This window comes from Actinomycetota bacterium (genome assembly GCA_030774015.1).
Taxonomy (GTDB): Bacteria; Actinomycetota; UBA4738; order UBA4738; family JACQTL01; genus JALYLZ01.
The window spans coordinates 15,602-38,436 of sequence record JALYLZ010000065.1 but is presented as its reverse complement, the minus strand read 5'-3'; the positions used below and the strand labels follow the sequence as shown (position 1 = coordinate 38,436).

The following is a 22,835-nucleotide window of genomic DNA, read 5'->3' as shown; positions in this document are numbered from 1 at the left end:
CGCACGCCTCCTCGATGGCGGAGAACGTGGTTGTGGGGACGTCCACCGTGACGCAAACTGAAACCCGCACTGGGCTCACCTCCTGTGCCTCGAGCACTCAATTGGTCGAGGTGAGCCTAGTGCCCTTTTTTCGCCGATCCTTGGAACCTACGTTGGGACGCTTCCCCGTTCTCCACCCCGGCGTTCGTATCCGTGCTGGCGGCGGCCCTCGGGTGCCTCGTGGTCGCGGCGCTGCCATGGGAGCGGTTGTTCGCGGCGGGCGTGGGCACCTGGTTCCTGTACGCGTGGTCGTGCGCGGACATCCTGCTCGTCTCGGTGGCCGTCGGCGCCACCGGTGGCGGGGGTTCGGAGCTGTGGCTCACGTACGTCCTGACCACGGTGTTCTTCGGGTCCTCCTACCCCACCCGGGCCCAGGTCTCTCTGTTCGTGTTCACGGTGGCCTGCTACCTGGCCACGCTCGCGCTCTCCCGGTGGAACGTCAGCCCCGCGGCGCTGTTCCTCCGCCTGTCCATGCTCGGTGTCCTCACGGTCCTCAGCCACTTCCTGGCCGCCGAGCTGATGGGCCAGATGCGGGCGCACCACGAGGCTCGGTCGCGGTCCGAGCGGTGGGCCGCGCTGCTGTCCGCGGTCGCGGCGGCCGGCCGCAACATGACCCTGGACCCGGAGCGGGTCGTCGAAGCGGTCCTGGACACCGTGCTGGCCCTGGGGTTCGAAGGGGCAAGCTTCTGCACCGTGGACGAGGACGGCCGGAGCTACCGCGTGATGGAGGCCCGGGGCCTGCCGGCCGGGTACGCGGGCCAGGTGTATCCGTCCTCGGCCGGGATCGCCGGCACCGTCCTGACCTCGGGGAAGACCACCGTCGTGGACGACTACTCGTCCCGACCCGAGTCCATCCCGGTGGTCCGCACGGCGGGGTTCAACACCGTCGTGGCCACCCCCGTGTGGGTGGACGGGTCGCTGTCGGCGATCCTCGTCGGTGGCGTCCGGGCCAGGACGAAGGTGGAGTCCCTGGAGGTGGAGGCCTTCGAGCTGCTGGCCGGCCAGTGCGGTCTGGCCCTGGAGAACGCCGGCCGGTACCAGGAGGAGCACCTGACCGTGGAGCGCCTGGAGGAGCTCGACCGGATGAAGAGCGACTTCCTGGCCACCGTGTCACACGAGCTCCGCACGCCCGTGACCGTGATCCGGGGGGTCGGGCAGACCCTGGAACGGGCCCTGGAGGGCATCGACCGGGAGACCATGGCCAAGATGCTCACCGGGCTCAACACCAACGCCAGGTCCCTCGACGCCATCATCACCTCGCTCCTGGACCTCGCCCGGCTGGAGGCGGGAGGGCCGAAGGCGCAGGTGGACATCGTCGACGTGCCCTCGCTGCTGGAGGGAGCCGTGGAACGGCTGGACGGGGTGGTCGCGGCCCACCACTTGGAGCTCGACGTGGAGCACGGCTTGCTGGCGTGGGGAGATCCGGTGCTGGTGGATCGGGTCATGGACAACCTGCTGGTGAACGCCGCGAAGCACACTCCGGCCGGGACCACCGTGCGGCTCACCGCCCGTGCGGACGGCGGAGAGGTCGTGGTGGCCGTGGCCGACGACGGGCCGGGTATCCCTGACGGCGAGGTCCCGCACCTGACCGAGCGGTTCTTCCGGGGCGGCCACATCAACACCCGGCCCCGGGGGCTGGGCTTGGGGCTGGCCCTGGTCCGGGAGATGCTGGAGCTCCAGGGGAGCGAGCTCCACATCGACAGCGCGGAGGGACACGGATCGCGGTTCGCCTTCAGGCTCCCGAGGGCCGAGGTCCCTGAGCGGGGCCGGGCAGAGGAGGGCTCCGAGCGGGGCTCCGCCACGACCATCGGTCGTCGGTCATGAACGTCCAGGTGGACATCAGGGAGACACCGTCCCGTTCGCCGGGGGCTCGACCCGTCCGGCGGTCGCCAGGAGCGGTCGCGCCGCGCTGACCGGACACGACGAGGACCGGGGGCACCACCGGCAGACAGGCCCGGGAGTGAGCTCCGGTGCCCGGCTGCCCGACAGCAGCTCGGAGGCGGTTCGGGCCGCGGCCGCCACCCGCTCCGCCGCGTGCCGGAGGACCTCCTCCGTCACGTCCTCGGCCTGCCATTCCATCGATTCCAGGAACACGGTGGCGACCCGGTACGGGGCACGGCGGAACACCAGCGCGGCCAGCAGGGCGTAGAAGCGCATGTCCTCGGCGTGCACCGGCCGGGCGGCGCCCGTCTTCAGGTCCAGCAGGAGCCTCGCCCCCCGACCCAGCATGAGGTCCGGCCTCCCGGAGAGGACCAGTCCGGCCCCGACCCGGGCGATGAGCATCTGTTCGCCCACCGGTTGCCACGACCGGGCCAGCGGCGGGAACGCCTCCCGGAACAGGGCCAGGCGGGCCGACGCCACCGCGACGTGCTCGGCCCGGTCCAGCTCGTCCAGGCCCCGCCAGTACGGCGCAAACTCCCGGTCGGTGTCGCCCAGCCGGATCGCCGCGCGCTCCACCACCGTGCGGACGTCCGCTACGCGCTCGGAGGCCAGGTCGAGGTAGACGGACCGGTGCGCCAGCGTGCCGGCGGCCGACTCCACCGAATGCTCGAACGGCGGCCCCTCGCCCGCCAGGGTCGCGTCGAACAGCCCCTGGCAGGCGGCATGCTCGGCCACGCGCCCCTTCGACAGCCACAGGGCTGGCGGAAGCTCCAGCGAGCCGACGGCCTCCCCCAACCGAGCTCGCAGGCCCTCCGCGACCTCCGGGGGAGGCGGCCGGGCCGCGCCCGGCAGGATCAGCTCCCGCAGGGCCCGCTCCTGGACTGGGGTAAGTTCCACCCGGCGACCATAGAACGGGGCAGTGACATGCTCCGGCCCCGACCACGAAGGGAGCGATGACGTGAAGATCTTCCCGTCGGAGGACGGCAAGGCGGCCCTGGTCCGGCTGGAACGCGGCTCCGACATGCTCCAGTCGCTGAACGAGGCGGCGGCGAAGCTCGGGATCCACGCCGGCACGGTCCAGGCCATCGGCGCCGTGAGCGAGCTCGCCGTGGCCTACTTCGTCCAGGAGGAGAAGCGCTACCACGACATCCGGTTCCCGGAGCACCTGGAGATCGGGTCTGCCCTGGGGAACGTGTCGACGAAGGACGGGGCTCCGTTCGTGCACATGCACGTCACCGCGACCCGCATCGACGGGGGGACGGTGGGCGGCCACCTCACGGAGGGCACGAAGGTCTTCCTGATCGAGGCGTACTTCCGGGCCCTCGACGGCGCGGTGCCCGTTCGGGAGCAGGACGACGACATCGGGCTCGCCGTGTGGCGGTGAGCCTCCGCGGGTGACGTGACGGCGGACGCCATGCCGGACGAGATCCTCCGGGCGCTGGCCGATCCGGAGCGCCTGGCCCTGGCGGGCCTGCTGGCCCGGCGGGACCGGACCGCGGCCGAGCTGGCCGCCGACCTCGACCTGCGGCTGGACCGGGTTCGCCGACACCTCAAGCGGCTGAGCGGAGCCGGGATCGTCCTCGGGCTGCCCGACCGCCGGACCTACCGCCTGGCCACCGAAGCGCTTCGCCGGGCGGCGCAGGAGGTCGGGCCGCCCCGCGAGCCGGGCCTGGCGCTGGGAGCGGTGGGCGAGGAGGAGGAAGCCGTCCTCCGGCGCTACTTCGTGGGCGGAAGGCTTCGCGAGATCCCCGCCAAGCGGGCCAAGCGCCTGGCCGTGCTGTCACGCCTCGCCCTGGAGTTCGACGTCGGCGTGCGCTACCCGGAGCGCGACGTGGACGCCGTGCTGCGGCGCTTCCACCCCGACCACGCGTCGCTTCGCCGCTTCCTGGTGGACGAAGGCTTCCTGTCGCGCCGGGGCGGCGAGTACTGGAGGACCCGGCGGCCCGGTCGACGTGTGAACATGGGGACGTCCGCGATTCCGCGCAGAGCGCCCACCGACGCACGCTAGACTTTGCCCGTCATGGCGAAGACGGAGGAAGAACGGCTCCGGCCGCCCTCGGTGGCCGAGCGAATCGAGGAGCTGCACCGGCGCCGCGAGGAGGCCCTCTCCGGCGGCGGCCCCGACGCCATCCAGAAGCAGCACGCCCGCGGGAAGCTCACCGCGCGCGAGCGCATCGACCTGCTCCTGGACCGGGGCTCGTTCGTGGAGACCGACCAGCTGACCCGCCACCGCGTCCACGAGTTCGGGATGGAGGAGAACCGGCCCTACGGCGACGGCGTCGTCACCGGGTGGGGAACGGTGGACGGGCGCAAGGTGTTCGTGTTCTCCCAGGACTTCACGGTGTTCGGCGGGTCCCTGGGCGAGGTCATGTCCGAGAAGATCTGCAAGATCATGGACCTGGCCACGGCCACCGGGGCCCCGGTCATCGGCATCAACGACTCAGGGGGGGCCCGGATCCAGGAGGGCGCCACCTCGCTGGCCGGCTACGGCTACGTGTTCGACCGAAACGTCCGGGCGTCCGGGGTCATCCCGCAGGTCTCGGTGATCATGGGCCCCTGCGCCGGCGGCGCGGTGTACTCCCCCGCCATCACCGACTTCGTGTACATGGTCCGGGACACCTCGTACATGTTCATCACCGGGCCCGACGTCATCAAGGCCGTGACCGGAGAGGACGTCACGTTCGAGCAGCTGGGCGGCGCGCTCACCCACGCCACCCGGTCCGGCGTGTGCCAGTTCGTGGCGGAGGACGAGGAGGACTGCCTGGCGCAGGTGCGATACCTGCTGTCGTTCCTGCCTTCGAACAACCTGGAAGACCCGCCGTCGTACGCGGCCGAGGACGACCCGGAGCGCCGCGACGAGTCCCTGAACGAGGTGGTCCCGGCCTCGTCGCGCGAGCCGTACGACATGCGCGCGGTGATCCAGAAGGTGGTGGACGGCGGCGAGTTCTACGAGGTCCACCCGCTGTACGCCATGAGCATCCTGGTGGGGTTCGCCCGGCTGGACGGCCGCAGCATCGGCGTGGTGGCCAACCAGCCCAAGGTCCTGGCGGGGACGCTCGACATCGAGTCCAGCGAGAAAGCCGCCCGGTTCATCCGGTTCTGCGACGCGTTCAACATCCCGCTGGTGACCTTCGAGGACGTCCCCGGGTTCCTCCCCGGAACCGGCCAGGAGTACGGCGGGATCATCCGGCACGGAGCCAAGCTGCTGTACGCGTTCTCCGAGGCCACCGTGCCCAAGATGACCGTGATCACGCGCAAGGCCTACGGCGGCGCATACGTGGTCATGAACTCCAAGCACCTGCGGGCAGATGTCTGCTACGCGTGGCCGACGGCGGAGATCGCGGTGATGGGGCCGGAGGGCGCGGTCAACATCGTGATGCGGCGTGAGATCGAGGCGGCCGAGGACAAGGACGCCAAGCGCAAGGAGCTCATCGCCGACTACGAGCGCCGCTTCGCGAACCCGTACGTCGCCGCCGAGCGCGGCTACGTCGACGCCGTCATCGAGCCGGCCGATACGAGAGCCGTGCTGATCAAGGCGCTGCGGATGCTGGCCACCAAGCGCGAGTCCGTTCCCCCTCGCAAGCACGGGAACATCCCGCTGTGAAGCGGTTCGAGCTGCCGGGGGGGCTGGCGCCGGCCGAGGAGCGGGCCATCATCGCGGCGCTCGAGCAGTACTTCGCGCCGAAGGACTTCGGGCCCTCGCCGTGGGCGCTGGCGGGGAGGCTGGACGCCACCGGGTTCGGCGCGCTCCAGGCCCGGCGGCAGGCCGGCAACGCATGGCGCATGGCCGCGCGTTCGGCGTTCGCCCGGCCGGGCGTGCCCACCTTCGCCGGCCGCGGCGACGCCCGGTAGTCCAGCTCAGACTAGCAGCTAGCCGGCTCCGGCCACGATCGGCGCTCCGCACAGGTTCGGTGGGGTCTGGCTGAGCGGCAGGAGCTCACCCCACCCCGCGCCGTGATGGTCGACCGTGTCCACCACCTCGAGCGAGCTCCCCACCAGCCGGAACTTCGTGAAGTGGACGTCGTACAGCTGCTGCCCGGCATCGGTGAGGACCGCCGTGCCCGCCACCACCAGCTCCGAATCGCCAGTGCCGGCGCAGGCCAGATCGCGGTGGAGATCCATGGAGTCCACCAGCGGGAACGTGGCCGGGCCCGGGTCGAACCCGTACGCGGGGTCCCAAGGATCTCCGGGCGAGGCGACGTCGATCCGGACAAAGCGCGGCCCGGCCGCGGTGTCGAGGCCCTCCAGCTCGAACAGGAACAGGAACGCGGTGCCGGAGTCCTGCACCATCTCGATCGCGAGCTCGGCCTGGCCGTCCCCATTGAGGTCCGGGGCGGCGAACAGCCGGCAGGCCTGGAGAGGCGGGCTCGGCGCGCAGTCCGGAAGGTCCTGGTCGGCTCCATAGAACCGGACCCCTGGACCGGACGGGCCGAGCTTCCCACCCGAGACGTGGAGGACCCAGCGCTGCCCCGCCTCGGGCGAGTCGCAGCTGGGAGCCGGCGAGAAGAGGTCCACCTGGTCGGGGACGCCGTCTCCATCCACGTCCGCGTTCAGCTGGCTGTGGTCGCAGATGGCCTCCTTCTCGGATGGCTGGGGAGAGCCGCCCGCGGACGTCGGGGCGGGGCCCGAGACCTTCGGGCTGAACAGGTAGTCGGGCAGACCGGAGACCTTTGGGCTGAACTGGGAACTGGGCGTGACGGTGCCCTTGTGGCCGAACAGATGGATCAGCCCGACTCCGCCGGCCACGCTCCCCCCGACGACCGCCACGGCCAGAGCGGAGGCCTGGAACCGGCGGACCACCCGCCGCCGGGACCGCTTCCTGGCCACCCGTTCCAGGACGCCCCGGGAATCCACCGCTCGGCCGAGACCCTGCATCTCACCGCGGATCCGCTCGTCAACTCGCGTCATTGCCGACCTCCACGACCGTCTCGTCTTGCTCCCGCAGCGCCCGGGCCAGCGACGCTCGCGCCCGGTGCAGGGCGCTCTTCACCGTTCCCTCCGGGATCCCCAGGGCCCCCGCGACCTCGGCGACCTCCAGGTCCAGGTAGTACCGAAACACCGCGACCTCCCGTTGCCGGCGGGGCAGCGCGGCCAGGGCCCGCTCCAGGTCCGCGCGGCGCTCCACCGCCTCCGCGCCCTCGGTCGGGAACGCGCCCGGCATGCGCGTCCGGGCCCGGCGCTCCACCAGCAGGCGGCGGAACCGGTCCCGCAGCAGGTTCCGGGCCACCGCCGTCAGCCACGCCGTGAGCGACTCGATGTGGCGGCCCCGCTCGGTCATCTCCCACGCCCGTCCCAGGGCTTCCTGCACGGCGTCCTCCGCCGCCGGGAAGCTTCCCGACACCAGCGCCATGGCGTTCACCACGCGGGCGTAATCGGTGGCCAGGAACTCCCGGATCTGCGCCTCGCTCAGCTCGACCTCCCGTCGGTTCACCCTAGAGACGAGCGAGGCCACGGTCACGTTCGCGTTGCCGAGCCGGTATCGTCGGGACCGGGACGGCACTGGGGGGACACGAGCGATTGAGCGACGACCTGAACGAGGTGGGGGGACACTGCCCCCGGTGCGGCACGGAATACCGCCCGGGGTTCACCGAGTGCGCGGACTGCCACGTGCCGTTGGTGGCCGGACCGGCTCCGCCGCAGGGACCTCCGACCCGACCCGCGCGGGACGATCCGCCGCCACTGGTCGGCGACCTCGCCATCCTGGGCTCCTGGCCCTGGCAGGAGGCGTGGCTCATGGCGGGACGCCTCCGGACCGACGGGATCGACGCGCGGGTCGAGCCCGACAACTACGCCAGCGCGTACGGAACGCTCCTTCGCCAGACCTTCGACGTCATCGTCCCGAAGGAAGAGCTACCCGAGGCCCAGCGCATCGCGGCGCGATACCAGGACGCGTGACCATCGAGCCCGGGGCCGGCGACATGGGCGAGGACGCGGTGAAGACCCCCGAGGCGGTGGCAGGCCGCGAGGACGCGGTGGCCGCATTCGAGCAGGAAGGCTGCTCCGCGCCCCGGTTCTGGGACAACCCGCCGGGCGACACGTACGGCCGGCACTCCCACGACTACCACAAGGCGCTGTTCTGCCTGGAGGGATCGATCACGTTCCACCTCCGAAGCGGCGACGACGAACTCCGGGCCGGGGACCGGCTCGACCTGGAGCCGGGTGTCGAGCACGCCGCCACCGTCGGCCCGGACGGGGTGTCCTGTGTGGAGGCCGCCCGGTGACGTCGGTCGCCTTCCACGTCGATCCGCTGTTCTTCCAGGCTCCCGGCGGCACCGGGACGTACATCCGCCACCTGGTCCCCGCGCTGGTCCGCCAGGACCCCGGCCTGGAGGTGAAGCTCTTCCACGCCCGGTTCGAGGAAGCGGTACCGGAGCGGTGGATGCGATCGCTGTGGGTCGAGGAGCTCCCCCGCGGCATCCGCGGCCTGTATCCCCGGTGGAACCTGACCGGCCGGCCGGGGCTGCCGTCCGCCCTGGCCTCGCTGGACCTCGTCCATGCCCCCAGCTCGGTGGCGGTGCCGCCGGCGGCGGAGCGACAGAAGCTCGTGGTGACCGTGCACGACCTGGCGTTCCTGGTGGTGCCCCACGTCTTCCCCCCGGTGTGGCGGTACGTGTTCCGGATCGGCCTGCGAGCCGCGGTCAAGCGGGCCGACGCGATCATCGCAGTGTCCCGGAACACCGCCGAGGACCTGCTGTCGCGGACCAAGGTGGACCCCGCCCGGGTGCACGTGATCCCGGAGGCCGCAGCCGTCCCCCAGGAGGCCGGCGACCCCGAGGAGACCATCGCCCGCCTGAAGGTCCCCCGTCCCTTCCTGCTGTTCGTGGGCACGCTGGAGCCCCGGAAGAACCTGGTCCGGCTGATCCGGGCGTACCGCCGGGCCGCCGCCTCCGGTCTCCCCCACGCGCTGGTCCTGGCCGGCCCCCTGGGATGGCGGCACCAGACCCTGCTGCGAGAGATCGCCCTGTACGGCCCCGGGGACGTCGTGCTGACGGGGCCGCTCGCCCCGCTCGAGCTGGACGCGCTGTACCGGTCCGCGGCAGCGTTCGTCTATCCCGCGCTGTACGAGGGGTTCGGCCTCCCCGTCCTGGAGGCCATGGCCCGGGGCGTCCCCACCATCTGCTCGAACACGTCGTCGCTCCCCGAGGTGGCGGGGGACGCCGCCGTCGGGGTGAACCCGGCCTCCGTTCGGGAGATCGCCTCGGCCATCGAGGTGCTGCTGACCGATCCGGCCCGCATGCAGCGGCTGTCCGACCGGGGGCGGGCCCGGGCGGAGCGGTTCTCCTGGGACGAGACGGCCCGGCTGACCCTCCAGGTCTACGAGAAGGCGCTGGGGCGGTGACGCCGAGGAAACGCGTGGAGTTCCCGGAGCGGACGAAAGTGTCCCTCGTCTCCACGGTCCACGACGCCGGAACCGAGATCGGGGAGTTCCTCCATTCTGTGGCGGCACAGAGCCGTGCACCCGACGAGGTGATCGTCGTGGACGGCGGCTCCGGGGACGGCACCGTCGAGGTCCTGCGGGCCGCCTCAGGCATCACGCTGATCGAGGAGACCGGGGCGAACATCGCCCGCGGGCGCAACCTCGGGGTCCGGGCGGCCGCCCATGACGTGATCGCGGTCTCCGACGGGGACTGCGTGCTGGAGCCCGATTGGCTGGAGCGCCTCATGGAGCCCATCGAGCGGGGCGCGGACGTTTCGATGGGTTCGTACCGGCCCAACGTGCACGGGTTCCTGGATGCCTGCCTGGCCGCGGTGGCCGTCCCCGAGCCGAGCGAGCTCCGGGAGGACCGGTTCATGCCCTCCTCCCGTTCCGTCGCGTTCCGGCGAGCGGCGTTCGAGGCCGCCGGCGGCTACCCCGAGTGGCTGGACATCGGCGAGGACATGTACCTGGACCTGCGGTGGCGGGAGCTCGGCGTGGACATGCGTCTGGCGCCGGACGCCGTGGCCCTGTGGAGGCCCCGGCCCACCCTGGCCGAGCACGCCCGCCAGTACGCCCGCTACGCGCGGGGAGACGCCGTCGCCGGCATGCATCCCCGGCGCCACGCCATCCGGTTCGCCGTGTACGCAGGGCTGGTCGTGGCGGTGGCGTCGAGGCGCCGGAGCCTGCTGGGGCTGGCCGCAGTGGCGGGGGCGGCGTACGCGGCCCGGCCGGTGATGCGCGCGGCCCGGCTGCTGGAGGACCCCACGCAGCGGGCGGCCGCCATCGCGTTCGTTCCGGCCGTCATGGCCCTGACCGACGGGGCCAAGATGGCCGGCTACCTGTCGGGGCTCACCCGCCGCCGTCGCTGAGGCCCAGCAGCCGCTCGGCGTTCCCGGCCAGGATGGGCCGGCGCGCGTCGGCGGGCAAGGGCAGCTCCTCGAACTCGGCGAACCACCGGTCCAGTGAGATGAACGGGTAGTCGCTCCCGAACATGGTCTGGGCGTTGAGGCGCTTGCCCATCTCCCGAACCACCTCCGGCGGCAGGTACTTCGGGGCCCACCCCGACAGCTCGATGAACACGTTCGACTTGTGCAGGGCGATGGCCAGGCACTCCGTGAACCAGGGCCACCCGAAGTGCGCTGCGATGAGCATCAACCCCGGGAAATCCGCTCCCACGGAGTCCAGGAATCCCGGGTGGGAGAACCGGATCCTGGTTCCCCCCGCGCCGGGCGTCCCCGCGGCGATCCCGCAGGTTCCGGTGTGGAACAGGCAGATCAGCCCGAGCTCCTGCGCGTGGTGCCACAGCTGGTAGAAGCGCTCGTCGCCCGGGTCGAACCGCTGCATGGTGGGGTGGAACTTCAGCCCCTTCAGCCCGAGGTCGGCGGCCCGGTGCATCTCGTCGACCGCATGGGGGCTGTGGGGATCGACGCTCCCGAACCCCATCAGCGCGCCGGGGTACCGCTCGGCCAGCCCGGCCAGCCACTCGTTCCCCAGCCACGCCCGGCCGGTCACCGACTCGTCGTCCCAGTCCAGGACCACCCCCAGGATGTCGCGTTCCCGGTATTCCTGCGCCACCTCGTCCACGCTCTTGCGCTGGACCCGGGCCCGGAAGTAGGCCTCCGTGGCCTCCAGGTGCGGCCCGATGGCGTTCCCCAGCCACTCCTCGGTGGGCAGGTGGACGTGCAGGTCGATGGCCCTCGGCACGGCGCCTCAGCCCTCGTGCTCGTAGAAGCCCTTGCCCGACTTCCGGCCCAGGTACCCCGCGGAGATCATCCGCTTCAGCAGGGTCGGCGACGCGTACAGCGGGTCCTTGAACTCGTCGAACAGCACGTTCGAGATGTAGTCGGCGGTGTCCAGACCGATGAGGTCGAGCAGCTCGAACGGCCCCATGGGGTGGCCCAGGCCCAGCTTCACGGCGTTGTCGATGTCGTCGCGGGTGGCGAACCCCTCGTCCAGCATCTCGATGGCGCTGTTCAGGTAGGGCTGGAGCAGGAAGTTCACGATGAACCCCGCCCGGTCCTTCGACACCACCGTGACCTTGCCGAGGTGCTCGCCGAAGGCACGGGCGAACTCCATGGTGTCCGGGGCCGTGCGGATCGAGGGCACCAGCTCCAGCAGCCGCATGATCGGCGGCGGGTTGAAGAAGTGCATCCCGACGACCCGCTCGGGGCGTTTGGTCACCATGGCCAGGTCGATGATCGGAAGCGACGAGGTGTTGGAGGCCAGCACGACGTCGGGCCGGGTCAGCTCGTCGAGCCGCCGGAACAGGCCGAGCTTGGTCTCCATGTCCTCCGTGGCGGCCTCGATCACCAGGTCGGCGTCGGAGACCTCGTCGAGGTCGGTGGTCCCGGCGATCCGGTCGAGCGTCTCGTCGCGCTCTTCGGCGCCCAGCTTGCCCCGTTCCACCGCCCGGCCCATGGACCGCTCGATGGCGGCGCGGCCCCGGGCCACGCGCTCGTCGTCGGTCTCCACGAACACCGTATCCACGCCGGTGCGGGACACCACCTCCGTGATGCCGGAGCCCATGATGCCGGCCCCGATGATCCCGACCTTGTGGACGTCCCCTGGCTGCATGGTCCCTCCAACGCCGGCTCGAACGACTCCCACGCCCGCCCCTGGCGGGCGATCCGCGGGCAAGCGTAGTGCACGCCGCCTGGCTCCGGCCCGGATCGCTTGGGTATCCTTCTCCGCCATGCCCACGATCGAGTCAGACGGGGCGAAGCTCGCCGTGGAGGTGCTCGGGGAGGGCGAGCCGGTCACCGTGCTCGGGCACGGACTCACCGGCAGCCGTCGCGACCTCATGGTGTTCACGCCGTTCCTGCCCGGGACCAAGGTGCTGTTCGACTTCCGCGGACACGGGGAGAGCGAGGGCCCGGGCCCCGGTTCCTACTCCATGAACCACTTCGCGGCGGACGTGGAAGCCGTCGCCGACGCGTTCGGGGCGACCTGCGCCGGCGGGTGGTCGCTCGGCGCGGGCGCCATCCTGCGGCTGCTGACCCGGCGGCCCGACCGGTTCGAGCAACTGGTATTCCTGCTGCCGGCCCGGGTGGAGGACTCGTCGCAGGTGCGGTTCGACCTGCTGGAGCTGGCCGACCTCCTGGAGACCCGGACCGTCGAGGAGGCCGCGGAGGCCGTGCTGGCCCGGGAGGGCGCCCGCGGTGCCTTCGGCGAGTTCCCCACGTCCCGGGAGATTCGCCGGGCCACGCTGCTCGGGCTGAACCCGGTGTCCATCCCCCACGCCATCCGGGAGTGCATGGACGATCCGCCGGTGGGCCACGCCGAGCAGCTGGCGCGGGTGATGACCCCGGCCCTGGTGATCGGCCAGGAAGGCGACCCGCTCCACGAGGCCCAGGTGGCCCGGGAGCTCGCCGCGGCCCTGCCCAACTCGGAGCTGTTGATCTTCCCGGACCCACACGCGCTGATCCGGGACATCCCGGTGGTGGTGCAGCGGGTCTCGGCGTTCCTGTCGATGGACCGCCGGTAGGCGCGCTAGCGGCGTTCGCACCAGTACACGTCGGTCCGGTACGGCACCGCGATCCGCTGCTTCCCGCGCGTGGCGGGGTCTCGCTCCAGCAGGGCCCGGACCTCCCCGGCCACGCGGGCACGTTCCTCCTCCGGCAGCGCGGCGATGAAGCTGATGGAGAGCGCCCGGTCGACCACGCCGTCCGGCGAAAGCCGTTGCTCGTGGGGAACCGTCAGCTTCTCGAGCGGCGTGAACAGCTCGGAGCGTTCGAACGCGTCGCGCCAGCCGCCGGTCTCGTGCCTGGGGGTGCTCCCGCGATGCGCCTCGATGACGTGGCTGAACTCGGACATCAGCGGAACCGACTCGTCTCGGACGTTCCATACCAGGCCCAGGCGGCCTTCCGCCTGGAGCACCCGGTGGAGCTCGCCGATCGCGGCGTCCAGGTCGAACCAGTGAAAAGCCTGCGCCACGACGGCCGCGTGCACGGACCCGGTGGCCAGCGGGATGGCCTCCGCCCTCCCGGCCAGGGCCAGCACGCCGGGAAGGTTGCAGGCGAGCGTCTGCCGCATGGCCTCCACCGGCTCGACGGCGACCAGCCGCGCTCCCAGTGGGACCAGCTGCCGGGTGAGCTTGCCCGTCCCCGCGGCCAGATCAAGCACCACGCTGCCAGGGACGATGCGGAGGTGCTCCGCGAGCGCTTGCACGGCTTCCTGCGGGTAGTCCGGCCGGCCTCGCTCGTACTCGTCGGCCGCGGCCTGGAACCCGACCCGGGCCGCCCGGTGGATTCCCTCGTCCGGCACCGGGTTCAGCGGAGCTTGCGGGGGTCCGGCCCCTCGTAGCGGACGTTCCTCCAACCGATGTCGCGGTACGGCCGCTCGCGGGTCTGTTCCTCGAACACGTGGGCGACCAGACCGGGGGCGCGGCCGATCACGTACAGGGCCTTGCCGAGGCCGGGGTCGAGCCCCAGCTCCAGCAGGATGGCCGCCATGGCCCCGTCGACGTTCATGGCCAGGTTCCGGCCGAACACCTCCTTGGACACGGTCTCGAAGGCCTTGGCCAGCTCGATGTAGCGGTTGGCGAAGCCGAGCTCCTGCGCCACCTTGAGGAGCTTGCGGCCGCGGGGATCGGGATCGTGCACCACGTGTCCGTACCCGGGAAGGCGCTGGCCGTTCTCCTTGTAGTTCCACGCTACGTGCATGGCCGCTTCCATCGGCGGCTTTTGCGTCTGCTCCGCCTCGAGCAGCATGTCGGCGCCGGACTCCACCGCCCCACCGTGATAGTCGCCCAGTCCCATCGTTCCCGCGGCCACCGCGGCCTGGAGCGGGACCCCCGCCGACGCCACGAACCGCGCGGCGTTCACCGACGGAGCCAGGACCGAGTGCTCGCACGCCGCCACCAGGAGCGCGTCGATCATCCGGCCCTCGTTTCCCTTGGGGAGATCGGTGGACAGGAGGAGGTACACCACGTCGCCGAAGGGTCGGGAACCGATCAGCTCGATGAGGTCGTAGCCGCGAACCCGGATCTCGTTGGGACGGACGCTGGAGATGGCGGTGCGCCAGAAGGCCCGGTCGGTGCTCATGCCGGCGGGGAGGCTAGCAGGATGTGCGCGGGTATGACCGCATTCAGGGCTCCGACCGCTCCGGGCGCTCCGGGCGCTCCGAGGACTCCGAGCGCTCCGAATGCGGTCCCGAGTCGCCCACCAGATCGGCGATCTGGCCGACCATCGCGGTGAGGTCGTGCTCCCGCGGCGTGAACACGCGGGCCACGCCCTGGGAGCGCAGCTTCTCCGCGTCGTCGTCGGGGATCACGCCCCCCACCACCACGGGCACCCGAGCCGGGTCGACCCCCTGCTCGCGCAACCGCTCCAGCACCTCCGGCACCAACAGGTTGTGCGCTCCCGACAGGATAGAGAGCCCCACCACGTGGACGTCCTCGTCGACCGCGGCCCGGGCGATCTCCTCCGGGGTCAGGCGGATGCCCTGGTACACGACCTCCATCCCGGCATCGCGCGCCCGCACCGCGACCTGCTCCGCCGCGTTGGAGTGGCCGTCCAGGCCGGGCTTCCCCACCAGCATCCGCAGGCGCTGCACGCCGAGGCGCTCTGCCGCGCGCCGCACCCGACGGCGAACGTCCTCCAGCTCCTCCGCCTCTCCCCCGCCGAGCATCCGCCCGGTGACCCCGGTGGGGGCGCGGTACTCCCCGAACACCTCCCGGAGCGCGGCGGACCACTCCCCTGTGGTGACGCCGGCGCGGGCCGCCTCGATCGACACGGGCACCAGGTTGTCCCCCCGCTCGGCAGCCCTGCTAAGTGCACCAAGCGCCTGCTTGGTCTTTGCATCGTCGCGCTTGGTACGCCAAGCACCCAGCGATTCGAGCTGCTCGGCCTCGTCGGCCGGGTCCGCCTTCTCGAACGAGAACCCCTCCCCCATCCCCTCCACCAGCGGCGAGGGCTCCGTCTCCGTGTACCGGTTGACGCCGACCCAGGCCCGCCGGCCCGACTCGATCTCACGCAGCCGGGCGGCGTTCGCCGCGACCAGCTGCTCCTTCATGTAGCCGAGCGCCTCCACCGACCCACCCTGGTCCAGCACCCGGCCGAGCTCCTCCCACGCGCCGGTGGCGATCTCGTCGGTGCGTTCCTCCACCACCATCGAGCCCTCGAACAGGTCGCCGTGCTCCAGGAGGTCGCTCTCGTAGGCCAGGATCTGCTGGGCTCGCAGCGACCACTGCTGGTCCCACGCCCGCGGCAGCCCGAGGGCCTCGTTCCATGCCGGAAGCTGGACGGCCCTGGCTCGCGCGTCCCTCGACAGCGTCACCGCGAGCATCTCCAGCACGATGCGGTGCATGTTGTTCTCCGGCTGGAGCGCCGTGAGCCCGAGCGAGTTCACCTGGACTCCGTAGCGGAACCGCCGGAACTTCTCGTCGCGGACGCCGTAGCGCTCGGCGGTGACCCGGTCCCACAGCCGGGAGAACGCGCGCATCTTGCACATCTCCTCAACGAACCGGATGCCGGCGTTGCAGAAGAACGAGATCCGTCCGACCAGCGACGGCACCTCGTCGCCGGTCACCTGCCCCGAGGCCCGGGCGTGGTCCAGGACCGCGATGGCGTTGGCCAGCGTGTACGCGACCTCCAGCACGGGGCCGGCCCCGGTCTCCTGGAGGTGGTACGAGCACACGTTGATCGGGTTCCACCGGGGCGTGTTTCGCAACGCCCACGCGATCAGATCCGTGGTCAGGCGCATCGACGGCTCGGGAGGAAAGGCGTAGGTCCCCCGGGCCAGAAACTCCTTCAGGACGTCGTTCTGGGTGGTCCCGGCCAGGCGCTCGCGCGAGACGCCGTGCTGGTCGGCCACCGCCATGTACAGCGCGTACAGCCACACGGCCGTGGCGTTGATGGTCATCGACGTGTTCATGTCCTCCAGGGGAATGCCGTCGAACACGGTGAGCATGTCGCCGAGGTGGCAGATCGGGACGCCCACCCGGCCCACCTCGCCGCGGGCCATGAGGTGGTCCGAGTCGTACCCGGTCTGGGTGGGGAGGTCGAACGCCATGGACAGCCCGGTCTGGCCCTTGGCCAGGTTGCGCCGGTACCGCTCGTTGGTCACGCGCGGGTTGCCGTAGCCGGCGTAGGTCCGGAAGATCCAGGGGCGATCGGGTTCCCGGTCAGGTGCCATGCGCGCTCTCCGGAAGGGGGAGGTACCCACGCGTAGGGTACGCGGAACGCCGCACCGCCGGGCACCGGCCGGCGCGTCCGCCGGCAGATGCAGGCTTCCTCAGCAGACCAGGTTCAGGTACGGATACGGGTCGATCGCGGTCCCGATCACGGTGTAGCCGAACTGGGACCGGTACGGATTCGACGGGATCACGTTGGGATGCCACTCGAAGTGGTCGTGCGTCGCCCCTCCCGCCGCGTCGCCGCTGTTGCCCACGTAGCCGACGATCTCCCCCGCGGAGACGCTCCCGGTGTTCCCGTAGCTGCTGAGGTGGGCGTTGTACACCCAACCCTGGCTCCCCCGGACGATGACGGCGTTGCCGCCCAGGCCGTTGGGGTCCTGCTCGGCCACGCCGTCGAACGGCGCCACGATGGGCGTGCCCTCCGGCGCGAAAATGTCCACGCCGGCGTGGGGGTGGTACCCGCCGGTGTAGCGAGGCTCGCCGAAGCTGTCGGCGTAGGCGTGCGATCCCTGCACCGGGCAGTACTGGAACGGACCCTGCCCGTTGGGCAGCGGCAGCCCGCCCCCCGCGGCCGCGGCCTGCGCGGCCGCCAGCTCCTCCGCGGCCAGCTTGTGCTTGAGCTTGGCGACGAGGTCGTCGACCTCGGCGGCCTTCTGGTTGAGGTCGGCCACCAGGGCCGCCTGCTTGTCGTACAGGCTCTTCTGCTCCGCGAACTTCCCGTCCAGGGCCGACTGCGCCGCGCCCAGCTCGTCCAGGCTGGAGGCCTGGTCCGCCAGCAGCCCCTCCAGCTTCCCCCGCTTGGCCTGGAGGTCGTTCGAACGGTTCTGGACCTGGTTGGCCAGGTCGGCGTCGTTCTGGGACAGCCGTCCGATGAACTCCACGCGATCGGACAGGTCGGTCAGCGAGCTCGACCCCAGGATGAACTCGATGTCGCCGGCCGGGCCGTTCTCGTAGGCGTAGCGGGCCCGGTCGTCCAGCCAGGACCGAAGGCGCTGGTACCGGCGCTGGGCCTGCGCCAGCTCCTGGCGCATGGTCATGATCTCGTTCTGGGTCTGGTCGTACCTGGTCTGGGCGGCGTCGATCCGCCCGGCCAGCTCGTTCAGCGATCCTTGGAGGGACTGGAGCAGCTGGTGCTGGTCCTCGAGCTGGGCCCGTTCCGCCGTGATCTGCTTCTCGAGCTCCCCCAGCCGCGCTTTCGCGTGCTCGAGATCGGACTTGGTGCTGGCCTGGGCGCCGTTCGAGGTCAGCGCGGCCAGCAGGACCACGGCGAGAGCCACACCCCCCGCCCGGCGCAGGCGCCCCCAGGAATGCGGCGTGGAACGAATCGAGCCCGTTCTCATGCCAAGCAAACGCCCTTACCTATCGACTCTGCGAGAGGAAGTCAAGCTGGCCCGAGGGTGCTCCCCTGGAGGGGCCGGTGCAAGCACCCGGACCCCGGTCCGGGCCAGGCGGCCGTCGGTCAGCTCGTGGTGAGCGGCTGGTCCAGCAGGGACAGGCCGATGCGGGTCTTGAAGAACGCCGTGACGAGGTGCGACAGCATGGCGTGGACGTCCTCGATGAACCCGTAGTGGTCGCTTCGCACCAGCACGTGGAGGTCGACCATGTCCTTCACCACGCCGCCGTCGAAGCCGAGCAGCGCCACGGTGGTGGCGCCGTGGTCGCTCGCCACCCGCACGCCCTCCACGACGTTCGGCGAGTTCCCGCTGCCGGTGATGGCGATGACGACGTCGCCGGGGGCCACGTGGTTGCGGAGTTGCTCCGCGAACACCTGTTCGTATCCGAGGTCGTTCGCCACCGCAGTGATCCACGGGACGTTGTCGGTGAGCGAGGTCACCCGGAACCGCCGCGTGCCGTTGGACTGGATCGGCAGCACCGTCTTCCCGAGGTCCACGGCCATGTGCGAGGCGGTGGCGGCGCTGCCGCCGTTCCCCATCACGAACACCTGGGAGCCGTCCTCGTAGGCGTGCTGGAGGCACGCGATCACGTCGGCCACCTGGTTCAGCGAGAGGTCGCTCAGGCACTCGCCGAACCCGGCCAGGTACGACCGGGCGAACTCGGCTTCCGGGCGGGTGGTGTCTCTGCTGTGGGCGTTCAGTCCTGCCGCTCCTCGTCGTTCAGTCCTGTTGCTCCTCGACGTAGATGATCTTCGACCCCTGAGGCTCGAACCTGAACGGCACGGCGCGAAGTTCCGGCAGGGCCGCCTGGATCTCCTGGTGCCGCTCGAGCGGGGCGTACAGCAGGAGGAACCCGCCGCCGCCCGCCCCGAGGAGCTTGCCCCCCAACGCCCCCGACGCGCGGGCCCTCGCGTACCAGTCGTCGATGGCGGGGCTGGTGACGCCGGAGGCGACCTTGCGCTTCTCCTGCCACCCCGCGTCCAGCAGCTCGCCGAAGGAGTCGAGATCGCCGTCGGACAGCGCGCCCCGAAGCTCCTCGGCCAGCTTGACCATGGCCCGCACGGCCGCGCGGGCTTCCCCGTTCTCCCTGAGGTTGGTGCTCTGCTCCTGGAGGATCCCGCCGGCCGATCGGGTCAGGCCCGTGTACAGCAGCAGCAGCCGGGACTCCAGCAGCCGCCGGAGCTCCGGCTCCGGAAGGATGGGGTCGACGAACACCGAGTCGTCGCCGTTGAACTGGATGTACTGGAGCCCGCCGTACGCCGCGATGTACTGGTCCTGCTTGCCGATGGGCTTGCCGCACACGTCGATCTCGATGTGGCAGGCCTCGCCGGCCAGACGCTCCGAACCGGCCAGCCGTCCCGCGTGCGCCCACAGCGCGTTCAGCAAGCCGACCGTGTAGGAGCTGGACGATCCCAGGCCGGTGCCGCGGGAGGGCACGTCGGAGATCGACGTGATCTCGACGCCGCCGTCGATCCCGACCTGCTGGAGCGCCCCCCGGATCAGCTCGTGGGAGAGGTCCTCCGGCCGGTCGACCATCTCGGTCACGGAATAGCTGGCCCGGATGCGACGGTCGAACTTCCGGTTGACCGTGATGTAGATGTACTTGTTGATGGCGGCGCTGATCACCGCCCCGGGCTCCTCGCGGTAGAAGCTCGGGAGGTCGCTCCCGCCGCCCAGGAAGCTGATCCGAAGCGGGGTCCGGGTGATGATCACGCCTCGTATCCCCCTGGGTGCTCGAGGCGCCAGGCCCACGCGGACTTCACCATGTCGGCGAGGACGGGCCGGTCGGGGACCCATCCGAGCTCCGACCGGATCCGGGATGGATCGGCCACCAGCCGGGCGGGGTCGCCGGGGCGCCGGGGGCCGACGTCGACGGGGACGTCGTGGCCGGTGACCTCCCGGATCGCCGCCACCACCTCGAGGTTGCTGGAGCCGCTGCCGTTCCCGAGGTTGTAGGTCCGGGCCTCCAGCTCGTCGATGTGCTCGAGCGCCAGGACGTGGGCCCCGGCCAGGTCGGCCACGTGGACGTAGTCACGGATGCACGAGCCGTCCGGCGTGTCGTAATCCGATCCGAACAGGATGGCGCGGTCCCGGAAGCCGAGCGCCACTCCCAGCAGGATCGGGATGAGGTGCGTCTCCGGCTCATGGTGCTCGCCGAAGCGTTCCGTCGCACCACAGGCGTTGAAGTACCGAAGCGACACGTGGCGGAGGCCGTGGGCTCGCCGGTACCACCTCAGCATGCGCTCGAACGAAAGCTTGGACTCGCCGTAGGAGTTCACCGGGCGATGCGGCGCGTCCTCGGGGATGGGCACGCGATCGGGCTCCCCATACACCGCCGCCGTCGAGGAGAACACCAGGCGCTCCACACCGTGGCGGACCACGGCATCGAGCAGGTGGACCCCGCCGACGACGTTGGCTCGGAAGAACCGGCCGGGGTCGGTGATGGAGACGTCGACCAGGGCCTCCGCCGCCATGTGGACCACGGCGTCCGGCCGTTCCCGGGCCAGGACCTGGTCGGTCCGCGCCTGCTCCAGCAGGTCGCATTCCACGAACCGGGCCTCGGGGTGCACTGCCTCCCGGTGTCCGTGGGACAGGTTGTCGAGCGCGACCACCTCGTGGCCCTGCTCGACGAGGGCCTCGCCGACCACGCTTCCGATGAAGCCCGCGCCGCCGGTGACAAGCACCTTCATCTGCGCACACCCGTCGTGACGAGGATGTGCTCGACGGCGGCCGCGAGGTCGGGGACCACGGGAACCGAGGCCCGTTCGGCCTCGATCATCCGGGCCTCCTCCTGGTGGCCCCGGCCGGTCAGCACGAGCACGGGCCGGACCCCCGCCACCCGGGCCGCTCCCGCGTCCGTGAGGGAATCCCCCACCAGGAACGAGGCCCACAGGTCGAGGTCGAGCTCGGAGGCGGCCTGCAGAAGCATCCCGGGGGCCGGCTTGCGGCAGGGACAGCACTCGTCGGGGCGGTGCGGGCACATGTAGGTGGCCTCCACCAGCCCGCCCTCCGCCCGAATGGCCTCGACGATCCGGTCGTTGGTCTCCCAGGCCCGCCGAAGGGACATCACCCCCCGCCCCACGGCCGACTGGTTCGTCACCAGCACGGTGGTCCATCGAGCCGTCGCCAGCTCCCGCAGGGCCTCGAACGCCCCCGGCAGGAACCGCACCTCGTCCCACGACCGGACGTATTCCGCCCGGTTCTCCACCACCACGCCGTCCCGATCGAGGAACACAGCACCCCGCGACCCCGTCCGGGGCCGCGCGTCAGAACCAGCGAATATCTGAGAGCTCGTCATGCGCGCAGTGGCCAAGCCGGCATCGGAACCTCCGAGCCGGCCGGTCGCTGAAGGTATCGGAGCCCGCGGGGGCCGCCTTGACCGCGCCTTCTACGGTGAAGCGGCCTCTGGGAGGTTGAACACCAGGGTTTCCTGGGTGGAGCGGCATACGATCGTGCGGACCGGCTCGCTGTCGCTCCGGTTGGCCTCGACATGGGGGACGTATGGCGGAACCCACACGAAGTCCCCGGGGTCGGCGTCGTGGGCCTCGTCGTAGCGCTCGCCCACCAGGAACCGGGCGTGGCCCGACACCACGTAGATCACGCTCTCGGCCTCGCCGTGATGGTGGGGGGCGGACACCGCGCCGGCCGGCAGCTCCACGGACCCCACCCACAGCTTTCGGGCTCCGACCAACATCTCCGAGACGGCGGCCTCCCGGACCATGGCGCCGCTGGCGATGTCCGGGGTCCGGTCGGCGGGGCGGACCACGCGGAGTCGGGCCTCGGTCACAGCTCCGTTCCGGGGAGCCCGAGGTCGCGAGCCAGGATGAGCCGCTGGATCTCGCTGGTCCCCTCACCGATCTCGAGCACCTTGGAGTCCCGGTAGAAGCGCGCCACGGGGAACTCCTCCATGAACCCGTACCCGCCGTGGACCTGGACGGCCTCGCGCGCGCACGTCACGGCGATCTCGCTGGCGTAGAGCTTGGCCAGCGACGCCTCGGCCTTGTACGGCCGGCCCCGGTCCTTCAGCCAGGCCGCCCGGTACACCGCCAGCCGGGCCGTCTCCACTGCGACCCGCATGTCCACGATCTTGAACTGGAGGGCCTGGAAGGCCCCGATGGGCTTCCCGAACGCGTGGCGCTCGTTCGCGTACTTCACGCTCTCGTCCAGGCATCCCTGGGCCAGCCCCACCGACAGGGCCGCGATGGCGATGCGCCCGTCGTCGAGCGTCCGCAGGAACTGGGCAAAGCCCTTGCCCCGCTCTCCCAGCAGGTTCTCTTCGGGGACCCGGCAGTCGTTGAAGGAGAGCTCGCGGGTGTCGCTGGCGTGCCAGCCGATCTTGCGGTAGCTGCGCCCGGCCTCGAACCCCGGCGTGTCGGTGGGCACGATGATCGCGGAGATCTCCTTGTGGCCGCCGGGCTCCTTCCCGGTCACCGCGGTGATGGTGACCAGGCCGCTGATGGGCGTGCCCGCGTTCGTGATGAACGCCTTGGAGCCGTTGATCACCCACTGGCCGTCCTCGAGCTTCGCGCTGGTCCTGGTGGCACCCGCGTCCGAGCCCCCGCCCGGCTCGGTCAGCCCGAACGCGCCGAGGATCTCACCGCGGCACATCGGGACCAGCCAGCGCTGCTTTTGCTCCTCGGTTCCGAACTCGTAGACGGGCGTTGCTCCCAAGCCGACCGCCGCCTCCAGCGTGATGGCGATGGAGGAGTCGATCCGGGCCAGCTCCTCGATGGCGACGCAGAGCGAGGTGAAGTCCGCCCCCTGGCCGCCGTACTCCTCGGGGAACGGCAGGCCGAACAGCCCCAGCTCGCCCATCTGCTTCACGATGTCCATGGGGAGCTCGCCCCGCTCGTCCATCTCGGCGGCCCGCGGCGCCACGACCTCCTCGGCGAACTCCCGGACCGCCTTGCGAAAGTCCTCCTGCTCTTCCGTCAAGTCGAAGTCCATGGTTCCGGCAACGGTACCTCAG

The 22,835-nt window shown here is 71.2% G+C and carries 25 protein-coding genes; 10 read left to right on the top strand and 15 right to left on the bottom strand.

The window, feature by feature from the left end; all coding sequences use genetic code 11:
* Positions 1–192: 192 nt before the first annotated feature.
* Complete coding sequence (locus M3Q23_06675) at positions 193–1,863, top strand: ATP-binding protein (GenBank protein ID MDP9341778.1); 1,671 nt, start codon at positions 193–195, stop codon at positions 1,861–1,863.
* Positions 1,864–1,878: 15 nt separating this feature from the next.
* Here the strand turns inward: M3Q23_06675 and M3Q23_06670 are convergent, their stop codons facing one another.
* Positions 1,879–2,817, bottom strand: a complete 939-nt coding sequence (locus M3Q23_06670; protein MDP9341777.1) for a PD-(D/E)XK nuclease family protein — start codon at positions 2,815–2,817, stop codon at positions 1,879–1,881.
* Between the two features lie 61 nt (positions 2,818–2,878).
* On the opposite strand from M3Q23_06670, the gene M3Q23_06665 reads away from it, so the two are divergent.
* From M3Q23_06665 to M3Q23_06650, 4 genes are read left to right on the top strand one after another with little or no spacing between them, the layout of a single operon-like run.
* Positions 2,879–3,304, top strand: coding sequence for a DUF296 domain-containing protein (locus M3Q23_06665; GenBank protein ID MDP9341776.1), 426 nt, complete (start codon positions 2,879–2,881; stop codon positions 3,302–3,304).
* Positions 3,305–3,334: 30 nt separating this feature from the next.
* Positions 3,335–3,928 (top strand): DUF2087 domain-containing protein, encoded by a 594-nt coding sequence (locus M3Q23_06660; GenBank protein MDP9341775.1) that lies wholly within the window; start codon positions 3,335–3,337, stop codon positions 3,926–3,928.
* Between the two features lie 12 nt (positions 3,929–3,940).
* The gene (locus tag M3Q23_06655; GenBank protein MDP9341774.1) at positions 3,941–5,524 is read left to right on the top strand and encodes an acyl-CoA carboxylase subunit beta; all 1,584 of its coding nucleotides are present in this window, start codon (positions 3,941–3,943) and stop codon (positions 5,522–5,524) included.
* Positions 5,521–5,772, top strand: a complete 252-nt coding sequence (locus M3Q23_06650; GenBank protein ID MDP9341773.1) for a hypothetical protein — start codon at positions 5,521–5,523, stop codon at positions 5,770–5,772. The genes M3Q23_06655 and M3Q23_06650 overlap by 4 nt, the downstream gene beginning before the upstream one ends.
* A gap of 18 nt (positions 5,773–5,790) precedes the next feature.
* Here M3Q23_06650 and M3Q23_06645 read toward each other — a convergent pair whose 3' ends face one another.
* A complete protein-coding gene (locus tag M3Q23_06645; GenBank protein MDP9341772.1) occupies positions 5,791–6,828 on the bottom strand; it encodes a hypothetical protein in 1,038 nt (345 codons plus the stop codon).
* On the bottom strand, positions 6,815–7,420 hold the full coding sequence (locus M3Q23_06640; GenBank protein ID MDP9341771.1) for a sigma-70 family RNA polymerase sigma factor: 606 nt from the start codon (positions 7,418–7,420) through the stop codon (positions 6,815–6,817). The genes M3Q23_06645 and M3Q23_06640 overlap by 14 nt, the downstream gene beginning before the upstream one ends.
* A gap of 17 nt (positions 7,421–7,437) precedes the next feature.
* Between M3Q23_06640 and M3Q23_06635 the strand changes: the two genes are divergently transcribed.
* The 4 genes from M3Q23_06635 to M3Q23_06620 are packed head-to-tail and all read left to right on the top strand — an operon-like array spanning position 7,438 to position 10,206.
* Positions 7,438–7,815, top strand: coding sequence for a hypothetical protein (locus tag M3Q23_06635; GenBank protein MDP9341770.1), 378 nt, complete (start codon positions 7,438–7,440; stop codon positions 7,813–7,815).
* Positions 7,812–8,141 (top strand): cupin domain-containing protein, encoded by a 330-nt coding sequence (locus M3Q23_06630; protein ID MDP9341769.1) that lies wholly within the window; start codon positions 7,812–7,814, stop codon positions 8,139–8,141. The genes M3Q23_06635 and M3Q23_06630 overlap by 4 nt, the downstream gene beginning before the upstream one ends.
* Complete coding sequence (locus tag M3Q23_06625; GenBank protein MDP9341768.1) at positions 8,138–9,259, top strand: glycosyltransferase family 4 protein; 1,122 nt, start codon at positions 8,138–8,140, stop codon at positions 9,257–9,259. The genes M3Q23_06630 and M3Q23_06625 overlap by 4 nt, the downstream gene beginning before the upstream one ends.
* Complete coding sequence (locus tag M3Q23_06620; GenBank protein ID MDP9341767.1) at positions 9,256–10,206, top strand: glycosyltransferase; 951 nt, start codon at positions 9,256–9,258, stop codon at positions 10,204–10,206. The genes M3Q23_06625 and M3Q23_06620 overlap by 4 nt, the downstream gene beginning before the upstream one ends.
* Here M3Q23_06620 and M3Q23_06615 read toward each other — a convergent pair.
* Complete coding sequence (locus M3Q23_06615; protein ID MDP9341766.1) at positions 10,187–11,041, bottom strand: amidohydrolase family protein; 855 nt, start codon at positions 11,039–11,041, stop codon at positions 10,187–10,189. The two genes, M3Q23_06620 and M3Q23_06615, sit on opposite strands and share 20 nt — an antisense overlap.
* A 6-nt stretch (positions 11,042–11,047) precedes the next feature.
* Positions 11,048–11,911, bottom strand: coding sequence for a 3-hydroxybutyryl-CoA dehydrogenase (locus M3Q23_06610; protein ID MDP9341765.1), 864 nt, complete (start codon positions 11,909–11,911; stop codon positions 11,048–11,050).
* A gap of 118 nt (positions 11,912–12,029) precedes the next feature.
* On the opposite strand from M3Q23_06610, the gene M3Q23_06605 reads away from it, so the two are divergent.
* Complete coding sequence (locus M3Q23_06605; protein MDP9341764.1) at positions 12,030–12,821, top strand: alpha/beta hydrolase; 792 nt, start codon at positions 12,030–12,032, stop codon at positions 12,819–12,821.
* Positions 12,822–12,826: 5 nt separating this feature from the next.
* On the opposite strand, the gene M3Q23_06600 is transcribed toward M3Q23_06605, so the two are convergent.
* The 10 genes from M3Q23_06600 to M3Q23_06555 all read right to left on the bottom strand — a co-directional run bounded on the left by M3Q23_06600 (position 12,827) and on the right by M3Q23_06555 (position 22,813).
* Positions 12,827–13,600, bottom strand: a complete 774-nt coding sequence (locus M3Q23_06600) for a class I SAM-dependent methyltransferase (GenBank protein MDP9341763.1) — start codon at positions 13,598–13,600, stop codon at positions 12,827–12,829.
* A 5-nt stretch (positions 13,601–13,605) separates the two neighbouring features.
* Positions 13,606–14,379, bottom strand: coding sequence for a citryl-CoA lyase (locus M3Q23_06595; GenBank protein MDP9341762.1), 774 nt, complete (start codon positions 14,377–14,379; stop codon positions 13,606–13,608).
* A gap of 43 nt (positions 14,380–14,422) precedes the next feature.
* The gene (locus M3Q23_06590; GenBank protein MDP9341761.1) at positions 14,423–16,471 is read right to left on the bottom strand and encodes a protein meaA; all 2,049 of its coding nucleotides are present in this window, start codon (positions 16,469–16,471) and stop codon (positions 14,423–14,425) included.
* 99 nt (positions 16,472–16,570) lie between these two features.
* A complete protein-coding gene (locus M3Q23_06585) occupies positions 16,571–17,812 on the bottom strand; it encodes a peptidoglycan DD-metalloendopeptidase family protein (GenBank protein ID MDP9341760.1) in 1,242 nt (413 codons plus the stop codon).
* Between the two features lie 119 nt (positions 17,813–17,931).
* The gene (locus M3Q23_06580) at positions 17,932–18,456 is read right to left on the bottom strand and encodes an SIS domain-containing protein (GenBank protein MDP9341759.1); all 525 of its coding nucleotides are present in this window, start codon (positions 18,454–18,456) and stop codon (positions 17,932–17,934) included.
* Positions 18,457–18,586: 130 nt separating this feature from the next.
* On the bottom strand, positions 18,587–19,579 hold the full coding sequence (locus tag M3Q23_06575) for a GHMP kinase (GenBank protein MDP9341758.1): 993 nt from the start codon (positions 19,577–19,579) through the stop codon (positions 18,587–18,589).
* The gene (galE, locus tag M3Q23_06570) at positions 19,576–20,556 is read right to left on the bottom strand and encodes a UDP-glucose 4-epimerase GalE (GenBank protein MDP9341757.1); all 981 of its coding nucleotides are present in this window, start codon (positions 20,554–20,556) and stop codon (positions 19,576–19,578) included. Before galE ends, M3Q23_06575 begins: the two co-directional genes overlap by 4 nt.
* The gene (locus tag M3Q23_06565; GenBank protein ID MDP9341756.1) at positions 20,553–21,101 is read right to left on the bottom strand and encodes an HAD-IIIA family hydrolase; all 549 of its coding nucleotides are present in this window, start codon (positions 21,099–21,101) and stop codon (positions 20,553–20,555) included. The genes galE and M3Q23_06565 overlap by 4 nt, the downstream gene beginning before the upstream one ends.
* Positions 21,102–21,254: 153 nt before the next feature.
* On the bottom strand, positions 21,255–21,653 hold the full coding sequence (locus tag M3Q23_06560) for a cupin domain-containing protein (protein MDP9341755.1): 399 nt from the start codon (positions 21,651–21,653) through the stop codon (positions 21,255–21,257).
* Positions 21,650–22,813 (bottom strand): acyl-CoA dehydrogenase family protein, encoded by a 1,164-nt coding sequence (locus M3Q23_06555; protein ID MDP9341754.1) that lies wholly within the window; start codon positions 22,811–22,813, stop codon positions 21,650–21,652. The genes M3Q23_06560 and M3Q23_06555 overlap by 4 nt, the downstream gene beginning before the upstream one ends.
* Between the last annotated feature and the right edge of the window lie 22 nt (positions 22,814–22,835).